General features: G+C 66.1%; 14 protein-coding genes and 1 tRNA gene. 12 read left to right on the top strand and 3 right to left on the bottom strand.

What is annotated here, in order from left to right:
• Position 1: 1 nt before the first annotated feature.
• On the bottom strand, positions 2-1,570 hold the full coding sequence (locus BLS42_RS01310) for a PspC domain-containing protein (RefSeq protein ID WP_090575246.1): 1,569 nt from the start codon (positions 1,568-1,570) through the stop codon (positions 2-4).
• A gap of 124 nt (positions 1,571-1,694) precedes the next feature.
• Here BLS42_RS01310 and BLS42_RS01315 point away from each other — a divergent pair, with 124 nt between their 5' ends.
• Both BLS42_RS01315 and BLS42_RS01320 read left to right on the top strand, forming a co-directional pair.
• Positions 1,695-3,086, top strand: a complete 1,392-nt coding sequence (locus BLS42_RS01315) for an ATP-binding protein (protein WP_090575249.1) — start codon at positions 1,695-1,697, stop codon at positions 3,084-3,086.
• 65 nt (positions 3,087-3,151) lie between these two features.
• Positions 3,152-3,784, top strand: coding sequence for a LuxR C-terminal-related transcriptional regulator (locus BLS42_RS01320; RefSeq protein WP_090575252.1), 633 nt, complete (start codon positions 3,152-3,154; stop codon positions 3,782-3,784).
• A 209-nt stretch (positions 3,785-3,993) separates the two neighbouring features.
• Here the strand turns inward: BLS42_RS01320 and BLS42_RS01325 are convergent, their stop codons facing one another.
• Positions 3,994-5,211 (bottom strand): pyridoxal phosphate-dependent aminotransferase, encoded by a 1,218-nt coding sequence (locus tag BLS42_RS01325; protein ID WP_090575255.1) that lies wholly within the window; start codon positions 5,209-5,211, stop codon positions 3,994-3,996.
• 278 nt (positions 5,212-5,489) lie between these two features.
• On the opposite strand from BLS42_RS01325, the gene BLS42_RS01330 reads away from it, so the two are divergent.
• From BLS42_RS01330 to BLS42_RS01375, 10 genes are all read left to right on the top strand, one after another.
• Positions 5,490-5,562 (top strand) — tRNA-Trp (locus tag BLS42_RS01330).
• Between the two features lie 79 nt (positions 5,563-5,641).
• Entirely contained in the window at positions 5,642-5,926 is a 285-nt protein-coding gene (secE, locus tag BLS42_RS01335) for a preprotein translocase subunit SecE (protein WP_090576042.1), read from the top strand.
• Between the two features lie 113 nt (positions 5,927-6,039).
• Complete coding sequence (gene nusG / locus BLS42_RS01340; protein ID WP_090575258.1) at positions 6,040-6,894, top strand: transcription termination/antitermination protein NusG; 855 nt, start codon at positions 6,040-6,042, stop codon at positions 6,892-6,894.
• 130 nt (positions 6,895-7,024) lie between these two features.
• Positions 7,025-7,456: a 50S ribosomal protein L11 gene (rplK, locus tag BLS42_RS01345; RefSeq protein WP_018773647.1), complete on the top strand. Its 432-nt coding sequence runs from the start codon at positions 7,025-7,027 to the stop codon at positions 7,454-7,456.
• A gap of 141 nt (positions 7,457-7,597) precedes the next feature.
• A complete protein-coding gene (gene rplA, locus BLS42_RS01350) occupies positions 7,598-8,305 on the top strand; it encodes a 50S ribosomal protein L1 (RefSeq protein WP_090575261.1) in 708 nt (235 codons plus the stop codon).
• A gap of 185 nt (positions 8,306-8,490) precedes the next feature.
• Positions 8,491-9,609 (top strand): GNAT family N-acetyltransferase, encoded by a 1,119-nt coding sequence (locus BLS42_RS01355; protein WP_090575264.1) that lies wholly within the window; start codon positions 8,491-8,493, stop codon positions 9,607-9,609.
• A gap of 419 nt (positions 9,610-10,028) precedes the next feature.
• Complete coding sequence (locus BLS42_RS01360; RefSeq protein WP_090575267.1) at positions 10,029-11,138, top strand: GNAT family N-acetyltransferase; 1,110 nt, start codon at positions 10,029-10,031, stop codon at positions 11,136-11,138.
• Positions 11,139-11,463: 325 nt separating this feature from the next.
• A complete protein-coding gene (gene rplJ / locus BLS42_RS01365; RefSeq protein WP_090575270.1) occupies positions 11,464-12,057 on the top strand; it encodes a 50S ribosomal protein L10 in 594 nt (197 codons plus the stop codon).
• A gap of 77 nt (positions 12,058-12,134) precedes the next feature.
• Positions 12,135-12,506, top strand: a complete 372-nt coding sequence (gene rplL, locus BLS42_RS01370; RefSeq protein ID WP_028276543.1) for a 50S ribosomal protein L7/L12 — start codon at positions 12,135-12,137, stop codon at positions 12,504-12,506.
• Positions 12,507-12,746: 240 nt separating this feature from the next.
• Positions 12,747-14,585, top strand: a complete 1,839-nt coding sequence (locus BLS42_RS01375; RefSeq protein ID WP_090575273.1) for a bifunctional metallophosphatase/5'-nucleotidase — start codon at positions 12,747-12,749, stop codon at positions 14,583-14,585.
• A gap of 80 nt (positions 14,586-14,665) precedes the next feature.
• On the opposite strand, the gene BLS42_RS01380 is transcribed toward BLS42_RS01375, so the two are convergent.
• The gene (locus BLS42_RS01380) at positions 14,666-15,154 is read right to left on the bottom strand and encodes an aminoacyl-tRNA deacylase (protein WP_090575276.1); all 489 of its coding nucleotides are present in this window, start codon (positions 15,152-15,154) and stop codon (positions 14,666-14,668) included.
• Positions 15,155-15,205 lie beyond the last annotated feature (51 nt).

Here is a 15,205-nt window from a genome sequence, read left to right on the forward strand (position 1 = left end):
GTCAGTTGCCTTCCTTGATGGTCACGTTGCTGACGGTTCCGGAGATCTTCAGGACCAGCGGGGCACCCGGCTTTGAGGTGTTGTAGTCGCTTTGCTGCTTGGTGATGCCGCCGCGGTCCTGGTTGCCGTCGTGGAGGTTCCCCATGGTCATGTCCGCCTGGACCTGTACGGGGACGGTGGCGGGGATGACGACGGTGAGGTTGCTGGCCGTCGCGTCGATCGGAACAACGACGTCGGAGCCCAGGGGCGGATTCAGCGCCAGCTTGGTCAGGTCCACGGTTCCGGCGCCGCCGGTGATCTCGAAGCCGCCGCGGGCCTGTTCAATGCTCGACGGCGTCCAATCGGCGTTCTGGAAGCGGAACCGGTCCCCGTGCGGGACCACGCTGAAGATTGCGCCGATCAGCAGCGCGACGACCGCGAAGAAGCCCAGGATTCCGGAGGTCCGGCCCCGCAACCCTGCGGACAGGATCCCGAGACCCAGGATGGCCGCGCCGAAGGCCCAGACCAGCGCGTTGCCGGCGTCGCCGAGATCGATCACGTTGGCCGCGTCGAGGGCCTTGATGCCGCCGCCCACCAGGAGGGCGGAGCCTACGGTAATGGCGACAGCCGGAGTGCCCGGGCCAACGTTGCGCGGCGCGGCGGGAGGGGGCGGGGTGGCCCCGGACCCCGGGCCATAGCCGCCCGGGGGGACAGGGCCGGGCGGGATGGGGCCGGACGGCGGCGGCGGACCCCAGGCCGGTCCGGCACCGGAGGCTCCGGAACCGTCGACGGGAGGGCCATAGGCCGGGCCGCCGCCCAGCGGGAAGCTGCCGGCGGATTGCTGCCCGGCGCCGGCGCGGGAGCTACCCGCAAATGCCGCGGCGCCGGCCGGGCTGCTGGACTCGTAACGCGATGGCATGGGAGTGGCCCCGTTCCGGATCTTATTGCGTTGGGTCAGGTAGTAGACGAGGTAGATGGCGCCGCCCACCCAGAAGACGGTCCAGACGAAGCCGCCAAAGCCGCGGTCCCAGCCCCAGACGCCCGTGCCCAGGCTGGGGAAACCGATAACCGAGCTGATGAGAGCGCCGGTCATGCCCGCCGTCCACCGCCCTGCCGCGGCCTCCTGGACGTGAATGCGGCCGTCAGGTTCGGGCAGCAGTGCCCAGGCGAGACCGTAGGCGAGAACGCCAATTCCGGCGAAGAGGGTCAGGACGATCAGGACGCCGCGAATGATCAGGGGGTCGACGCCGAGCCGGTGAGCTATGCCGCTGGCCACGCCGCCGATCCAGCGGTCGCGTCCACGGTAGATGCCCTGGCTGCGGATCCAGTCGAAGAAATTCTGGGTTTGCCGGCCGGGCACTGGTCCATTCGGGTCGCCGGGTGGGTAAAGCGGCGGCGGCTCCGTCGGCGGCGGGCTGCCGGGCCCGGAGCCGGCCGGAGGGGCGGTGGGCTGGCCTGTGTCCGGACCTTCTGCGACTGGACGTTCCGTGTCAAGACCTGGCGCGGCTGGAAGTTCTGGGTGTGGTCGTTCCGTGGCCGGTCGGTCTGCGGAGGCCGGGCCTTCATCGGGGTGTGGACTGTGCGGGTTCATACTTCGATCCTTCCTGTTCGCGGGGCCGGGCTCTACTGGGGAACACCCTGAACGGTCCCTGAGTGGCCCCCGGTTGGGCCCCCAAACGCGTCCGGGGAACCCCGATCCGTGCTTGGATTGATGCATGACAACCGCGCCCGTCCGCCCGCCGCTGGTTCGCAGCAGCGATCGCGTGATTGCCGGCGTTTGCGCAGGCCTCGCCAACCACCTGGGCTGGCCGGTGCGCATGGTCCGGATCGGCATGGTGGTGGCTGCGCTCGCGGGCGGCGCCGGCGTGGCCTTCTACGCCTGGCTCTGGATCATGGTCCCCACGGCGGATGAAAGCGCCCGGCGCAATGCCCGCCGCCCGGCGTCGCCCATCGCGCCGGCAGTAAGCGCTCCCGGGTTTTCCGGCGCCCTCGGAGTGCCCGGTACCCCGGCGGACCCCGGAACCCCCGGAACCCCCGGAACCCTTGACGCGCCCGGGTCCCCAACGCCGGGGTCCTGGTGGTCCAAGGTGCCGGGCATGCCCTTCGGCAAGGAGATCCTGCTGGGCGCAGGGCTGTTGCTGGCCGCCGGGATCTTGATCGCCCGGCTCCTCGGCGTAGACGTGCCGCTGGGTACCCTGATTCCGGTTGCGGCGATCCTGGGCGGTGCCGCGATCGCCTGGATGCAACTGGACGAGACCCGCCGGGCGGGGCTGGTGGACAGGACCAAGGCGGACCAGGCCGGCGGCTGGGCGCGCCTCGCGGCCGGGCTCGCCCTCGTCGTGGCCGGCGTCCTAGTCATGGTGTCCGGCTCGGGATCCTGGGAACAGACCTGGCTGGCCCTCCTGGCCTCGGTGGCCGTGCTCGGCGGCGTGGCCCTGGTGCTGCTGCCATGGGGGCTGAAGTTCTGGCGCGACCTGGAAACCGAGCGCGCGGGGAGGGTGCGCGCCACTGAGCGGGCCGAGATTGCCGCCCACCTCCATGACTCCGTGCTGCAGACCCTCGCCCTGATCCAGCGCCGTGCCGGCAACGAGCACGACGTCATCCGGCTGGCCCGCGCGCAGGAGCGCGAACTGCGGGGCTGGCTGTACCGGGACGCCGACAAGGAAGCCGGCCAGCTGTCCGAAAGCATCAAGGCAGCCGCGGCAGAGGTCGAGGACGCCCTGGGCCACGCGGTCGAAGTGGTCAGCGTGGGGGACTGCGTCATGACCCAACGCCACGAGGCCCTCGTCCAGGCAGCCCGCGAGGCCATGCTCAATGCCGCCCGGCATGGCGGCAGTGCCGTGTCCGTGTATCTGGAAGTCACCGATGCCGCCGCAGAAGTTTTCGTCAAGGACCGGGGACCGGGCTTCGACCCGGATTCGGTTCCCCCGGACCGGCTCGGAGTCCGGGAATCGATCATCGGCCGGATGAACCGCCACGGCGGCACGGCCGCCATCATCAGCAGCCCGGGCGGCACCGAAGTGCGGCTCCGGCTGCCCGTCGCCGCCGCCTCTGCCGGAAATGCCGCGGCTGCCGCCAACAACGCCAACGGAGAGGCCAAGCCGTGACCAGCCCAGCACCAGGAAACCCAGCACCAAGAAACCCAGCACCAGGAAGCCCCACGCCGGTTCGGGTGGTGATCGTGGACGACCACGCCATCTTCCGCTCCGGGTTGAAGGCGGATCTGGACCCGGACATCGTCGTCGCGGGGGAAGCCGGAACCGTGGAGGACGCAATCGCGGTCATCGCAGCCCAGCGCCCGGACGTCGTGCTCCTAGACGTCCACCTGCCCGGCGGCCGGGGTGGTGGCGGACGCGAGGTCCTGGCTGGCTCGGCGCCGCTGCTGGCCACCACGCGGTTCCTGGCGCTAAGCGTCTCCGACGCGGCGGAAGATGTCGTGTCCGTGATCCGGGCCGGCGCGCGCGGCTACGTCACCAAAACAATTTCCGGCGCGGAGATCAGCCGCGCCGTCCGCCGCGTGGCCGGCGGCGACGCCGTCTTCTCGCCCCGGCTGGCGGGCTTCGTGCTGGACGCGTTCGGCACGGCCCCCGCGGACATCGCCGACGACGAGCTGGACAAACTCTCGGCGCGGGAGCTCGAAGTGATGCGCCTCATTGCCCGCGGTTACAGCTACAAGGAGGTGGCCAAGGAACTGTTCATCTCGATCAAGACAGTCGAAACCCACGTCTCGGCCGTGCTGCGCAAGCTCCAGCTCTCCAGCCGCCACGAGCTGACCCGCTGGGCCGCCGAGCGCCGCCTCCTCTAGCCCGCCCGACGCTCCCGCACATAAGGGGCGTTAAACCCGGACGCTCCCGCAGTTCCGGTGGCCGAACGACGAACGCTCCGTCAGTTCCGGTGGCCGAACGACGAACGCTCCCTCATCCGTGAAACTGCACGGGTGAGGGAGCGTCCGGGTTTTTCCTGCAAAAGGTGCGGGAGCGTCCGGGTTTATACTGCGAAAGCTGAGGGAGCGTTCTACTTGGCCTTGCCGAGGAAGTCCTGCAGGCGGGCGACGCCCGTGGCCAGGTCGTCGTCGCCCAGCGCATAGGACAGGCGCAGGTAGCCGGACGGGCCGAATGCCTCGCCGGGAACCACAGCGACCTCGACCTCGTCCAGGATCAGCGCCGCGAGTTCGGCAGAGGTGGCCGGCCGCACCGGACCGTTCGCAGACGGGAACTCCTTGCCCAGCAGCGCGCGGACGTCCGCGTACACGTAGAAGGCGCCCTTCGGCGTCGGGCAGTCAACGCCGTCAATCGCGTTCAGGCCCGCGACAATCGCCTTGCGGCGGCGGTCAAATGCCACCTTCATCTCATCGACGGCGGTCAACGGCCCGGATACGGCCGCGAGGGCGGCTACCTGGGGGATGTTGGAGACGTTCGACGTCGCGTGGGACTGCAGGTTGGTGGCGGCCTTGATGACGTCCGTCGGCCCGATCATCCAGCCCACGCGCCAGCCGGTCATGGCATAGGTCTTGGCGACGCCGTTGAGGATGACCACCTTGTCGCCGAGCTCGGGAACTGCGGTGGCGATCGACGTGAACGGCACTCCGTCGTAGGTCAGGTGTTCGTAGATCTCGTCGGTGACAACCCACAGGCCCTTGGACGCTGCCCACTGGCCGATCTCCTTGACCTGCTCCGGCGAGTACACGGCACCGGTCGGGTTGGAGGGGGAGACAAAGAGAAGGATCTTGGTGCGCTCCGTGAGGGCCGCTTCCAGCTGGTCCACGGTGACCAGATACCCCTGCTCCGGGCCCGCGAAGACCTCCACCGGCACGCCGCCGCCCAGCCGGATGGCCTCGGGGTACGTGGTCCAGAACGGGGTGGGAACCATGACCTCGTCGCCCGGATCCAAGAGGGTGGCGAAGGTGTTGTAGACGGCCTGCTTGCCGCCGTTGGTCACCAGCACCTGGGATGCCTCGGCCTTGTAGCCGGAATCCCGGAAGGTCTTGTCCGCGATGGCCTGTCTCAGCTCAGGCAGCCCGCCCGCGGGGGAGTAGCGGTGGTACTTCGGCTGGCTGGCGGCCTCAATGGCGGCCTGCACAATGTAGCCGGGCGTCGGGAAATCGGGTTCCCCGGCGCCGAAGCCAATGACTGGCCGGCCGGCTGCCTTCAGCGCCTTCGCCTTGGCATCGACGGCCAGAGTGGCGGATTCGGCTATGGCGGAAATGCGCTGGGAAATGCGGGCAGCAGACATGGGCGGGTCCGATCTTCGCTTGCAGCTGGAAGGCTGGATGTGGGATTCGACGAAATCTACTCTATGCTGTTCAGCGGATCCCCCGGGGTGCCTGAACGCGAATATGACTGACGATTGTCAGTTGGATTTGCGAAGACACGCAGGGGTCCGGAAGAGGGCCGGTTCGACGTAGGCGCAGTTGTTGCGTAGACTGGTTCTCCGGTGTTGAAAACACGATGATGGCCTGCGCCTCAGGGAAGCCTGAGGAAAGCGTCGGCCGGAGCGAATTTTCTCCCCGAAGGGTAGTGGCGCAATTGGTAGCGCAGCGGTCTCCAAAACCGCAGGTTGCAGGTTCGAGTCCTGTCTGCCCTGCGCATGCTGTTCCGGGTCATCCGGAACAAGCGCAGCAACCATGGTTCAGTTCAGAGCCGGGTATCCGATCATTGCGAGGATGAGTGAGGACCAGGTGACCGAAACAGCTGCCAGCAGCTCCAAAGGCCGCCCCGCCAAGAATGCCGTCAAGCCCGGCTTCTTCGCTCGCGTCGCGATCTTCATTCGCCAGGTCATTGGCGAACTGAAGAAGGTCGTCGCACCGACCCGTAAAGAACTGATCAACTACACACTCGTGGTGCTGGTGTTCGTGACCATCATGATGGTGATCGTCACCCTGCTTGACTTGGCCTTCGGGACCGCGGTCAGCTGGGTCTTCGGCGGCAGCAGCCCCACGAACAGCTAAGGCGACCGGTCCGCAGACTGCGTGGATGTCCCGGGAAACCGGAGATTCCGCGGGGTGTGCGGAATTGAGTCATTTAAATAGGCATGTTAGGCAATGAGGAAGCAGGAGACCAAGTGTCTGAGCAGGAGCTCGAGGTAACTGAGACTGAGCTGGATAAGAGCCAGGGCGCCGCGGTGGAAGCCGCGGAAGAGTCCGAGGCTGTGTCTGCTGCGCCCGAATCCGACGTCACTGACGAGGCCGAAGCCACGGAAGACGTAGCCACAGAAGACGCAGAGGCAGCAGTTGCCGAAGCCGTCGATGCTGAAGACACCGACGCCGAAGGCGCTGAAGACGCCGACGCGCTGGCAGCGGCGGCCGCCAAGGCCGACGTCGACCCCGCCGACGAGTTCAAGGCCAAGCTGCGCCGTCAGGAGGGTGACTGGTACGTCATCCACTCCTACGCAGGCTACGAGAACCGCGTCAAGGCGAACCTTGAGACCCGCATCCAGACCCTGGACATGGAAGATTACATCTTCGAAATCCAGGTTCCGATGGAGGAAGTCGTTGAGATCAAGAACGCTCAGCGCAAGGTCATCAACCGCGTCCGCATCCCCGGTTACGTCCTGGTCCGCATGGACCTGACCGACGCTTCCTGGGGCGCCGTCCGCCACACCCCCGGCGTCACCGGCTTCGTGGGCAATGCCCACAACCCGGTCCCGCTGCGCCTCGATGAGGTCTTCTCCATGCTCGCCCCGGTTTTCGAAGAAGAGCAGGCCGAGAAGGGCAAGCCGGTCAAGCACGCCGCCGCCCAGGTCGACGTCGACTTCGAGGTCGGCGAGTCGGTCATCGTCAAGGAAGGCCCGTTCGAGACCCTCCCCGCCACGATCTCCGAGATCAAGATCGATTCCCAGACCCTCGTGGTGCTGGTGTCCATCTTCGAGCGCGAGACTCCGGTCACCCTGGCATTCAACCAGGTCAGCAAGATCTAGCTGTTCTACGAAGAATTCGCCCCGGGCTGCCCGCTTAGCAGCCACGGAGCGGCCGGCCGCCTTGCCATGGCGGCCACCAACCTGAGGCACGCTCCTGTGCCCCAGGACGTATTTGAGAGAAGGACCTACATTGGCTCCCAAGAAGAAGGTCACCGGCCTCATCAAGCTGCAGATCCAGGCAGGTGCCGCTAACCCGGCCCCGCCGATCGGTCCTGCGCTTGGCCAGCACGGTGTCAACATCATGGAATTCTGCAAGGCGTACAACGCTGCGACGGAAGCCCAGCGCGGCAACGTTATCCCCGTGGAGATCACGGTCTACGAAGACCGTTCCTTCACGTTCATCACCAAGACCCCGCCGGCTGCAGAGCTCATCAAAAAGGCTGCAGGCGTCGCCAAGGGTTCGGCTACCCCGCACACCGTCAAGGTTGCCAAGCTGACCCAGGCCCAGGTCAACGAGATCGCCACCACCAAGATGGAAGACCTCAACGCCACGAGCCTCGAAGGCGCAGCGAAGATCATCGCCGGCACCGCCCGCTCCATGGGTATCACCGTCGAAGGCTAATAGCCTTCTCCGCCGGGCAACCGGCACCACCTAAACATTGAAATGTTGGGAACCCGGCACGGATAAACCAGCCGGAATCCTGACTGTGGCAGGGCCCAGCGCGGTCCGCAGACCACAACTGCACAAGGAGAAATAAGCAGCATGGCAAAGCGCAGCAAAGCATATGAGGCAGCCGCGGCCAAGATCGACGCGGAGAAGTTCTACGCGCCGTTCGAGGCAGTGACGCTCGCCAAGGACACCAACCCGTCCAAGTTCGACGCCACCGTTGAGGTCGCTTTCCGCCTGGGCGTTGACCCTCGCAAGGCCGACCAGATGGTCCGCGGCACCGTTATCCTGCCCCACGGCACCGGTAAGACCGCCCGCGTCCTCGTCTTCGCAACGGGCGACAAGGCTGAGGCTGCAATCGCAGCCGGCGCCGACTTCGTTGGTTCCGATGACCTGATCGAAAAGATCGCCGGCGGCTGGACCGACTTCGACGCCGCCGTCGCCACCCCTGACCTCATGGGCAAGGTTGGCCGCCTCGGTAAGGTCCTGGGTCCGCGTAACCTGATGCCGAACCCGAAGACCGGCACCGTGACCGCTGACGTCGCGAAGGCTGTCAACGACATCAAGGGCGGCAAGATCGACTTCCGCGTCGACAAGCACTCGAACCTGCACTTCATCATCGGCAAGGTTTCGTTTGACGCCATCAAGCTGGCCGAGAACTACGCGGCAGCACTGGAAGAGGTTCTTCGCCTCAAGCCGTCCGCTTCCAAGGGCCGCTACATCCAGAAGGCCACCGTCGCCACCACGTTTGGCCCGGGCATCTCGGTTGACCCCAACGTCACCAAGGTCCTGACCGAGGTCTAGTCCTCACCGGATCCTTGGATCCTCGGAGCTGCCAGCAACACCGGCGTCACCAGGTTCCAGCGAAAGGCCGTCCCGCTACCGCGGGGCGGCCTTTCGCCGTTTCAGCGCCCGACATCATGGGCGCCCTGAAATCGTTGGCGTCCCGGACCCTTGGAGCCGCCGGACTTGCCGGTTAGGCTGTCCCGGTGACTACGCCGTCGTACCTCATCGAGCAACTCTCCCTGCCCGCAAGCCTTGACGGGCAGGACGTTGATGCTGAGGCAGCGGAGTTCCTGGAATTCATGGGACTCTGCGATGAGCTGGTCCTGCAGACCTGGGGCGACCTCGACCGGTCGATGTCCCCGGCGGCACGCCTTCAGTACTGGCGTGACACTGCCTACACCCGGATGCGGCTCTTCTTCGTCCGTGTCGACGGGCGCATGGTGGCCAACTCCTGGGTCCGCTGCGAACTGCAGGAGAATCTCAGCAGTGCGCTGCTGCATGTGAGCGTCCTGGATTCCTTCGCCGGCAGGGGGATCGGCCGGGCTCTGCTGGAGCACACCGAAGCTCTGGCCGCCGCCGACGGGCGGACAATACTGCAGACTTTCACGGAGCACCCGGCCGACTTCGATGTCGATGCCCCGTTCCTCATCAAGCCCGCCACGGGGACCGGAGCGCTGCCAGCCGGCGCGCCGGGCGTCCGCTTCGCCGAACAGGCCGGCTACCGCCTGGAGCAGGTCGAACGGTTCAGTTCGCTCGAGGTCCCGCCCGCTGCGGACCTCGACAGCCTTGAACGGGACGCCCTGGCCCGGGCGGTTGAGTACGACCTGCTGCACTGGACCGATTCCTGCCCGGAGGAACTTGCCGCCCAGCTCGCTGTGCTGATGTCGCGCATGAGCACCGACGCCCCCACCGGCGCGCTGAGCTACGAGCCGGAAACCTGGGACGTCGCCCGGGTCCGCCACGTCGAGGACACCTGGCGGCGGGCCGGCCAATCCGCCCTGGTGGTGGCGGCACGGCACCGGGCCACCGGTGAACTGGCCGCCTATACCGTCCTCCAGACAACATCAGATAAACCATGGCTGGCCGTCCAGGACGACACCCTCGTCGCGGCGGGCCACCGCGGCCACCGGCTCGGCATGCTCATCAAGATCCGCAACCTGCGGCTGCTGGGTGAGGCCTACCCCGCAGTGCGGCGCGTCCTGACCTATAACGCCGCCGAAAACGATCACATGCTCCGCATCAACATCGCGCTGGGGTTCAAGCCGGCGGGCTACGACGGCGAGTGGCAGCGGACCGCCGCCGGTGCCGGCACCGTGACCTGACGCCGGGAACTGGTATCGGGAACTGGCATGGTTCACGCAATTCGACGGAGCATGCTCATTCTTCACCCGCATAGTTGGCGGGCATGCTCATTTTTTGCCGTGACCAAAGGGCCGCAGGGCATCATGTCCATCCCTCGCAGTCAGGGCTGGGCATGTCCCGCGGGTGGACTGGACAAGCCCGTCGCTCGCCAAGGCCGGCCTCATCAATGCCAGCCCTCTACGCACCAGGCAGCGGACCGCCGCCGGTGCCGGCACCGTGACCTGACGGCCCGCGCCGGCCCGGCGCCGAATGGAGCGAAAACTGCCCGGCGTCACCAATGGAACAGCGGCCCAAACCAGCATATGCTGGCGGTTGACAGCCCGGTTTGAGCCGGGCAGTACCGATGGCGGGTGGCACAACGGCTGGGATGATGCCCACTATGGCAAACGAAGTACGGATTGAGCAGCTGTGGATCCCCGACTCCCTTGACGCGCCCGATGCCGCCGACTTTCTCGCCGCCATCGAAGTGGGGCGAAGGGTCCGGATGCAGACCTGGGGCACCGACGACCTTGCCTACGCTCCGCAGGAGAAGCTTCTTGAGATGGCGGACCCTTACGAACGCCAAGTGATCCTCGTGGCCAAGATCGACGGCGTGATTGTCGGGACGGCGGACATCGCCCTGCCGCTCGTGGACAACCTCGACCTCGCCGAATTCACGCTCGACATCCTGCCGGAATTCCGGCGCCAAGGCGTGGGCAGGCAGTTGCTCGAGGCCGCGGAGCACTTCGCCCGCGACGAGGGCCGCCACACGATCCTGATCGACACCAACCACGCGGGATCAACCCTGACGGACCCGGACGCCGAACAGCTCGTGCCCGGCAGCGGCGTCGGGTTTGTTCCGTTGGGAAGCCGCGACGTGGAATTTGCCCGTCACACCGGCTACACCCTGCAGCACATCGAGCAGTTCAGTTCCTGCGCGCTGCCGCTGGACACCAAACTCGTCGCCGAACTTGAGGCCGAGGCCGAGGAAGCCAATGCCGGCCGCTACCGTCTGCACCACTGGACCGACCGGTGTCCTGACCAGTGGCTCGAGGCCGTCGCCGCCCTGGAGAACCAGGCAGGCGAGGACGAAGTGCCGGGACCGGATGCCCAGGAAATGGTGTACGACGGCGGCATCCTCCGGGAGGCGGAGGAGGTCACCATTGCCCAGGGTCGCCGGACGGTGGTCACCGCCGTCGAGCACATCGCCAGCGGAACGCTCGTGGGCCTGACCACCATCAGCGTCCTGGCCCAGCGCCCGGACGTCGTCTTCCAGGACGACACCGTGGTGCTGCAGGAACACCGCGGCAACAAACTCGGGCTGCTGATCAAGGTCGCCAACATGGAACGGCTCAGCGAACAGTTCCCGGACGCCCGGGTCCTGTACACGTGGAACGCCCCAGAGAACCGCTACCTCCTGAAGGTCAACCAGCAGCTCGGATTCACGACGGCGGGCGTGACCGGTCTCTGGCAGAAAGAACTCCCCGACTTCGGCCCGGCCGTCAGCTGAGGCGCGGCCCGCCTAACCTGTCCGTTGGGCCCGATTTGGAACACGCGCGCCGCGTCCCGTAAGCTTGGAGGACCAAAGACCGTCGGTTGTTGGAAATCCACTCTCCCAAGCAAGACTCACTTCTGCAGTCGCGCCGGGAGAGCGCAGTGGATTTCCGGACGAAGGACCCTGAACATAGGGCGGCCGGCGCAGGTGAACGAAGCAAAGCTCCGTGGTCATGGACCGCGTCGAGACAAGCCCCGTGCATCTGCGCGGGGCGTTTTTTAGTTTTAGCTCTTTTGAGCGGGGACCCGGACACACCGGCACTATCCCCGGAAGGAGGGTTATGGCAACGCCTAGCAAGGTTTCAGCAGTAGCTGAGATCACTAACGATTTCAAGGAATCGAACGCCGCTGTCCTGACCGAATACCGTGGGCTCACCGTTGCACAGCTCAAGCAGCTGCGTGTTTCTCTCGGCCAGGAAACCAAGTTCTCGGTCGTCAAGAACACCCTGACCGCTATTGCAGCCAAGGAAGCTGGTGTCGAAGCATTCGACGGTCAGCTCGCCGGCCCCACTGCAATCGCGTTCATCAAGGGTGACGCAGTTGCCGCTGCCAAGAGCCTGACGGATTTTGCCAAGGCCAACAAGCAGCTGGTCATCAAGACCGGTTACTTCGAGGGCAAGGCACTGAACGCCAGCGAAGTTGCTGCCCTGGCAGCACTCGAGTCCCGTGAGCTGCAGCTCGCTAAGGTTGCAGGCATCCTCAAGGCTCCTGCTGCCGCTGCTGTACGCATCATCGACGCACTGCGCCTCAAGCTTGAAGAAGAGAACGGTGCACCGGCAGAAGCCGAAGCACCCGCCGCTGAAGAAGCTCCCGCAGCAGATGCAGCAGCCGAGGCCGAAGCACCGGCTGAAGCCGCAGCCCCCGAAGAGAACTAGTCCTCTTCTCCATAAGACTCCGGTGCGACAGCGAGCCCCACGCCCGCCGCGCACCACTATAGGAAGGACGCCACACCATGGCGAAGCTCACCAACGAAGAGCTCATTGAAGCTTTCAAGGAACTGACCATCATCGAGCTCTCCGAGTTCGTCAAGCTCTTCGAAGAGACCTTCGAAGTTACTGCTGCTGCTGTTGCCGTTGCCGGCCCCGCTGCTGCTGCAGAAGAAGCTGAAGAGAAGACTGACTTCGACGTCATCCTCGAAGCTGCTGGCGACAAGAAGATCGCAGTGATCAAGGAAGTTCGCGCCATCACCTCCCTGGGCCTCAAGGAAGCCAAGGACCTGGTTGACAGCGCACCCAAGGCTGTTCTCGAAGGCGCCACCAAGGAAGCTGCCGAGAAGGCAAAGGCTCAGCTCGAAGAAGCTGGCGCCCGCGTTACCCTCAAGTAACTCTCGCCGTCCGGATCCCTCGCGATCCGCACTGCTCGAAGGAAACCCCGTCCACTCAAGTGGGCGGGGTTTCCTGCGTTCCCGGGTTCGGAAAGCGAACTGCCCGAGCGGAAACCGCGCCGGTGAACGGTATCCAAGGATTCGGCAAAGTTTTTCTGATACCCCTGTCGCACTTGATGGCGGGACCCTAGACTTTGGATTTGTGCCCACCGGCCCCCAACGTTCAGGAGTTCACCCACAATGACGGACCTAAACACTTCCCCCTCCCGCCGCGCCATGCTTGCGGCAGCCCTCGTGGGCGGGGGCGCCGCCGCCGCCGCGCTGGCCGGAGCCCCGGCGGCGCAGGCCGGACCCGGCGGTGCCAGCGGCAAGAAACAGTTCACCCTGACGGTGCTCGGCACCACGGATCTGCACAACAACGTCTTCAACTGGGACTACTTCAAGAACGTCCCTTATGCCGACGCTGCCGGGAACAAGATCGGGATTGCCCAGGCCGCGACCCTGATCAACGCCATGCGGGCCGAGCGCGGCGCGGCCAGCACGCTGACCATCGACGCCGGGGACACCATCCAGGGCACGCCCCTGGCCTACTACTTCGCCAAGATCAACCCCATCTCGACAACCGTGAAACACCCCATGGCGCTGGCCATGAACACGATCGGCTACGACGCCGTGGGGCTGGGCAACCACGAGTTCAACTACGGCATTGGGCTCCTGCGCACCTGGGAGCGGCAACTGGACTTCCCGCTGCTGGGCGCCAACGTCCATGACGCAGTGACGGGCGGGCGCGCCTTCACCCCCTACGTCCTGAAGCGGATCAAGACGGACAGCGGCTGGCTGACGGTCGGCCTGGTCGGCTTGGTGACGCCGGGCTGCGCACTCTGGGACCGGGACAACGTCCAGGGCAAGCTCAATTTCAATGGCATCGTCGAAGAGGCCAGGACTGTCATCCCGCTGGTGTTGGCCGCCGGGGCCGACGTCGTGATCGTCACGAGTCATTCGGGGGCGACTCCCGGATCCTCCTACGGCGACGCCCTGCCTTTCCCCGAGAACGCGTCCACCCAGCTTGCCGAGGAAGTCCCGGGCATCGACGCCATCCTGGTCGGGCACGCCCACCTGGAGATCCCCGAGCGCTTCGTGACGAACAAGGCCACCGGCAAGCAGGTGCTCCTGACCGAGCCGCTCAAGTGGGGCATGCGCGTTTCCGTGATGGACCTCGAACTCGCCAAGGAAAAGGGGCAATGGACCGTCACCGCGGCGCATTCGCACCTATTGGACGCCAAGACCGTCGACGCCGATCCCGCCGTTGTCCGGGCCGTTCAGGCCGGGCACGAGGCCACGGTGAACTACGTCAACGAGGTCATCGGAACCTCCACGGCGCCGCTCAGCACGGCCACCGCCTGCTGGGAGGACTCCGCCGCCATCGACGCAATCAATTACGTCCAAGCCAGCACCATCAAGGCCGAGCTGGCCAATACTCCCGCGGCAGGGCTGCCCGTATTGTCCATCGCGGCGGCCTTCTCCCGTGCTGTGGACGTCAAGGCCGGACCCCTGACCATCCGCGATGTCGCGGGGCTATACATCTTCGACAACACGCTGCTCGCCATCAAGGTCACCGGAGCGCAGGTCAAAGCATACCTGGAGTGGTCCGCGCAGTACTTCAAGCCGGTGACAGCCACCACGGCCAGGGCCCAGGACGTCACCAACGCCGTGACGGCCACGGCCCCGAACGGCACGCCGGACTACAACTACGACGTCGTCTACGGCCTCGACGCGCCGCTGAACTACGAGATCGACCTCGCCCGGCCGGCGGGGGACCGGATCGCCAAGCTCAGCTACGGCGGCGAGGCACTGCGGACCGAGCAGGAATTTGCCTTGGCCATTAACAACTACCGGCAGAGCGGCGGCGGTAACTTCCCGGCCGTGAAGAGCGCTCCTGTGCTCTCGAACAGCCAGCAGGAGATCCGGCAGCGAATCATCGACTACGTCGTGGACCGCGGCACCCTGGACGTCGCGGTGTTTAGCCAGGCGAACTGGCGGCTCACCGTCAACGGGGCGCCACTGACGGTCACGGCATAATCCCGGTCCAACAACAACGCGGGCGAACAGCAACGCGGGGTCACCCGAAGTGACCCCGCGTTGCTTTTAACCCGGACGGGCTAGTTCGGTTCGGTGATGTCGGCGACGACGGCGCCCAGGGCCGCCGTCAGGGCGTCAGCGTCTACGAACGCGCTGTAGCCATGTTCCCCGGCGCCCATGGAGATCCGCCGGCCCGTGATGGTCTGGTCGGCGTAGACCGGCCAAGGCCTGGTGCTGCCGAGCGGCGTGATGGTCCCGCGCTCGTACCCGGTGGCCTCGAAGGCGGTATCCGCCGCCGGCAGCGAGAGCTTGTTGACGCCCAGCAGCGCCCGCAGCTTGGGCCAAGAGATCTGACGGTCGCCCGGGACCAGGGCGAACAGGAAACTGCCGTCCTTGTGCTTGACCACGAGCGACTTCACGATGTCCGCGGGCCGGATCCCGAGGATTCCGGCCGCCTCCTCAAGGCTGCGGGCGGCGAGGCGTTCCACGATCTCGACGTCCAGGCCGCGCGCAGCGGCGTCGGCCAGGAACCGCTCGCGGCCACCGCCGGTTGTTCCCTGCTCCGCCATCCCGCCAAACCTTTCCTGACTCATCGTGGCTGTTCCCGGTTCTCCCCGGTC

Origin of the sequence: Arthrobacter sp. ov407, from assembly GCF_900102895.1 — a bacterium.
Taxonomy (GTDB): Bacteria; Actinomycetota; Actinomycetes; order Actinomycetales; family Micrococcaceae; genus Arthrobacter.

Excerpts from the sequence above, each read along its gene's own strand:
- BLS42_RS01310 (WP_090575246.1), bottom strand. The coding sequence starts at position 1,570 with ATGAACCCGCACAGTCCACACCCCGATGAAGGCCCGGCCTCCGCAGAC.
- BLS42_RS01315 (WP_090575249.1), top strand. The coding sequence starts at position 1,695 with ATGACAACCGCGCCCGTCCGCCCGCCGCTGGTTCGCAGCAGCGATCGC.
- BLS42_RS01325 (WP_090575255.1), bottom strand. The coding sequence starts at position 5,211 with ATGTCTGCTGCCCGCATTTCCCAGCGCATTTCCGCCATAGCCGAATCC.
- secE (WP_090576042.1), top strand. The coding sequence starts at position 5,642 with ATGAGTGAGGACCAGGTGACCGAAACAGCTGCCAGCAGCTCCAAAGGC.
- rplA (WP_090575261.1), top strand. The coding sequence starts at position 7,598 with ATGGCAAAGCGCAGCAAAGCATATGAGGCAGCCGCGGCCAAGATCGAC.
- BLS42_RS01360 (WP_090575267.1), top strand. The coding sequence starts at position 10,029 with ATGGCAAACGAAGTACGGATTGAGCAGCTGTGGATCCCCGACTCCCTT.
- rplJ (WP_090575270.1), top strand. The coding sequence starts at position 11,464 with ATGGCAACGCCTAGCAAGGTTTCAGCAGTAGCTGAGATCACTAACGAT.
- rplL (WP_028276543.1), top strand. The coding sequence starts at position 12,135 with ATGGCGAAGCTCACCAACGAAGAGCTCATTGAAGCTTTCAAGGAACTG.
- BLS42_RS01375 (WP_090575273.1), top strand. The coding sequence starts at position 12,747 with ATGACGGACCTAAACACTTCCCCCTCCCGCCGCGCCATGCTTGCGGCA.
- BLS42_RS01380 (WP_090575276.1), bottom strand. The coding sequence starts at position 15,154 with ATGGCGGAGCAGGGAACAACCGGCGGTGGCCGCGAGCGGTTCCTGGCC.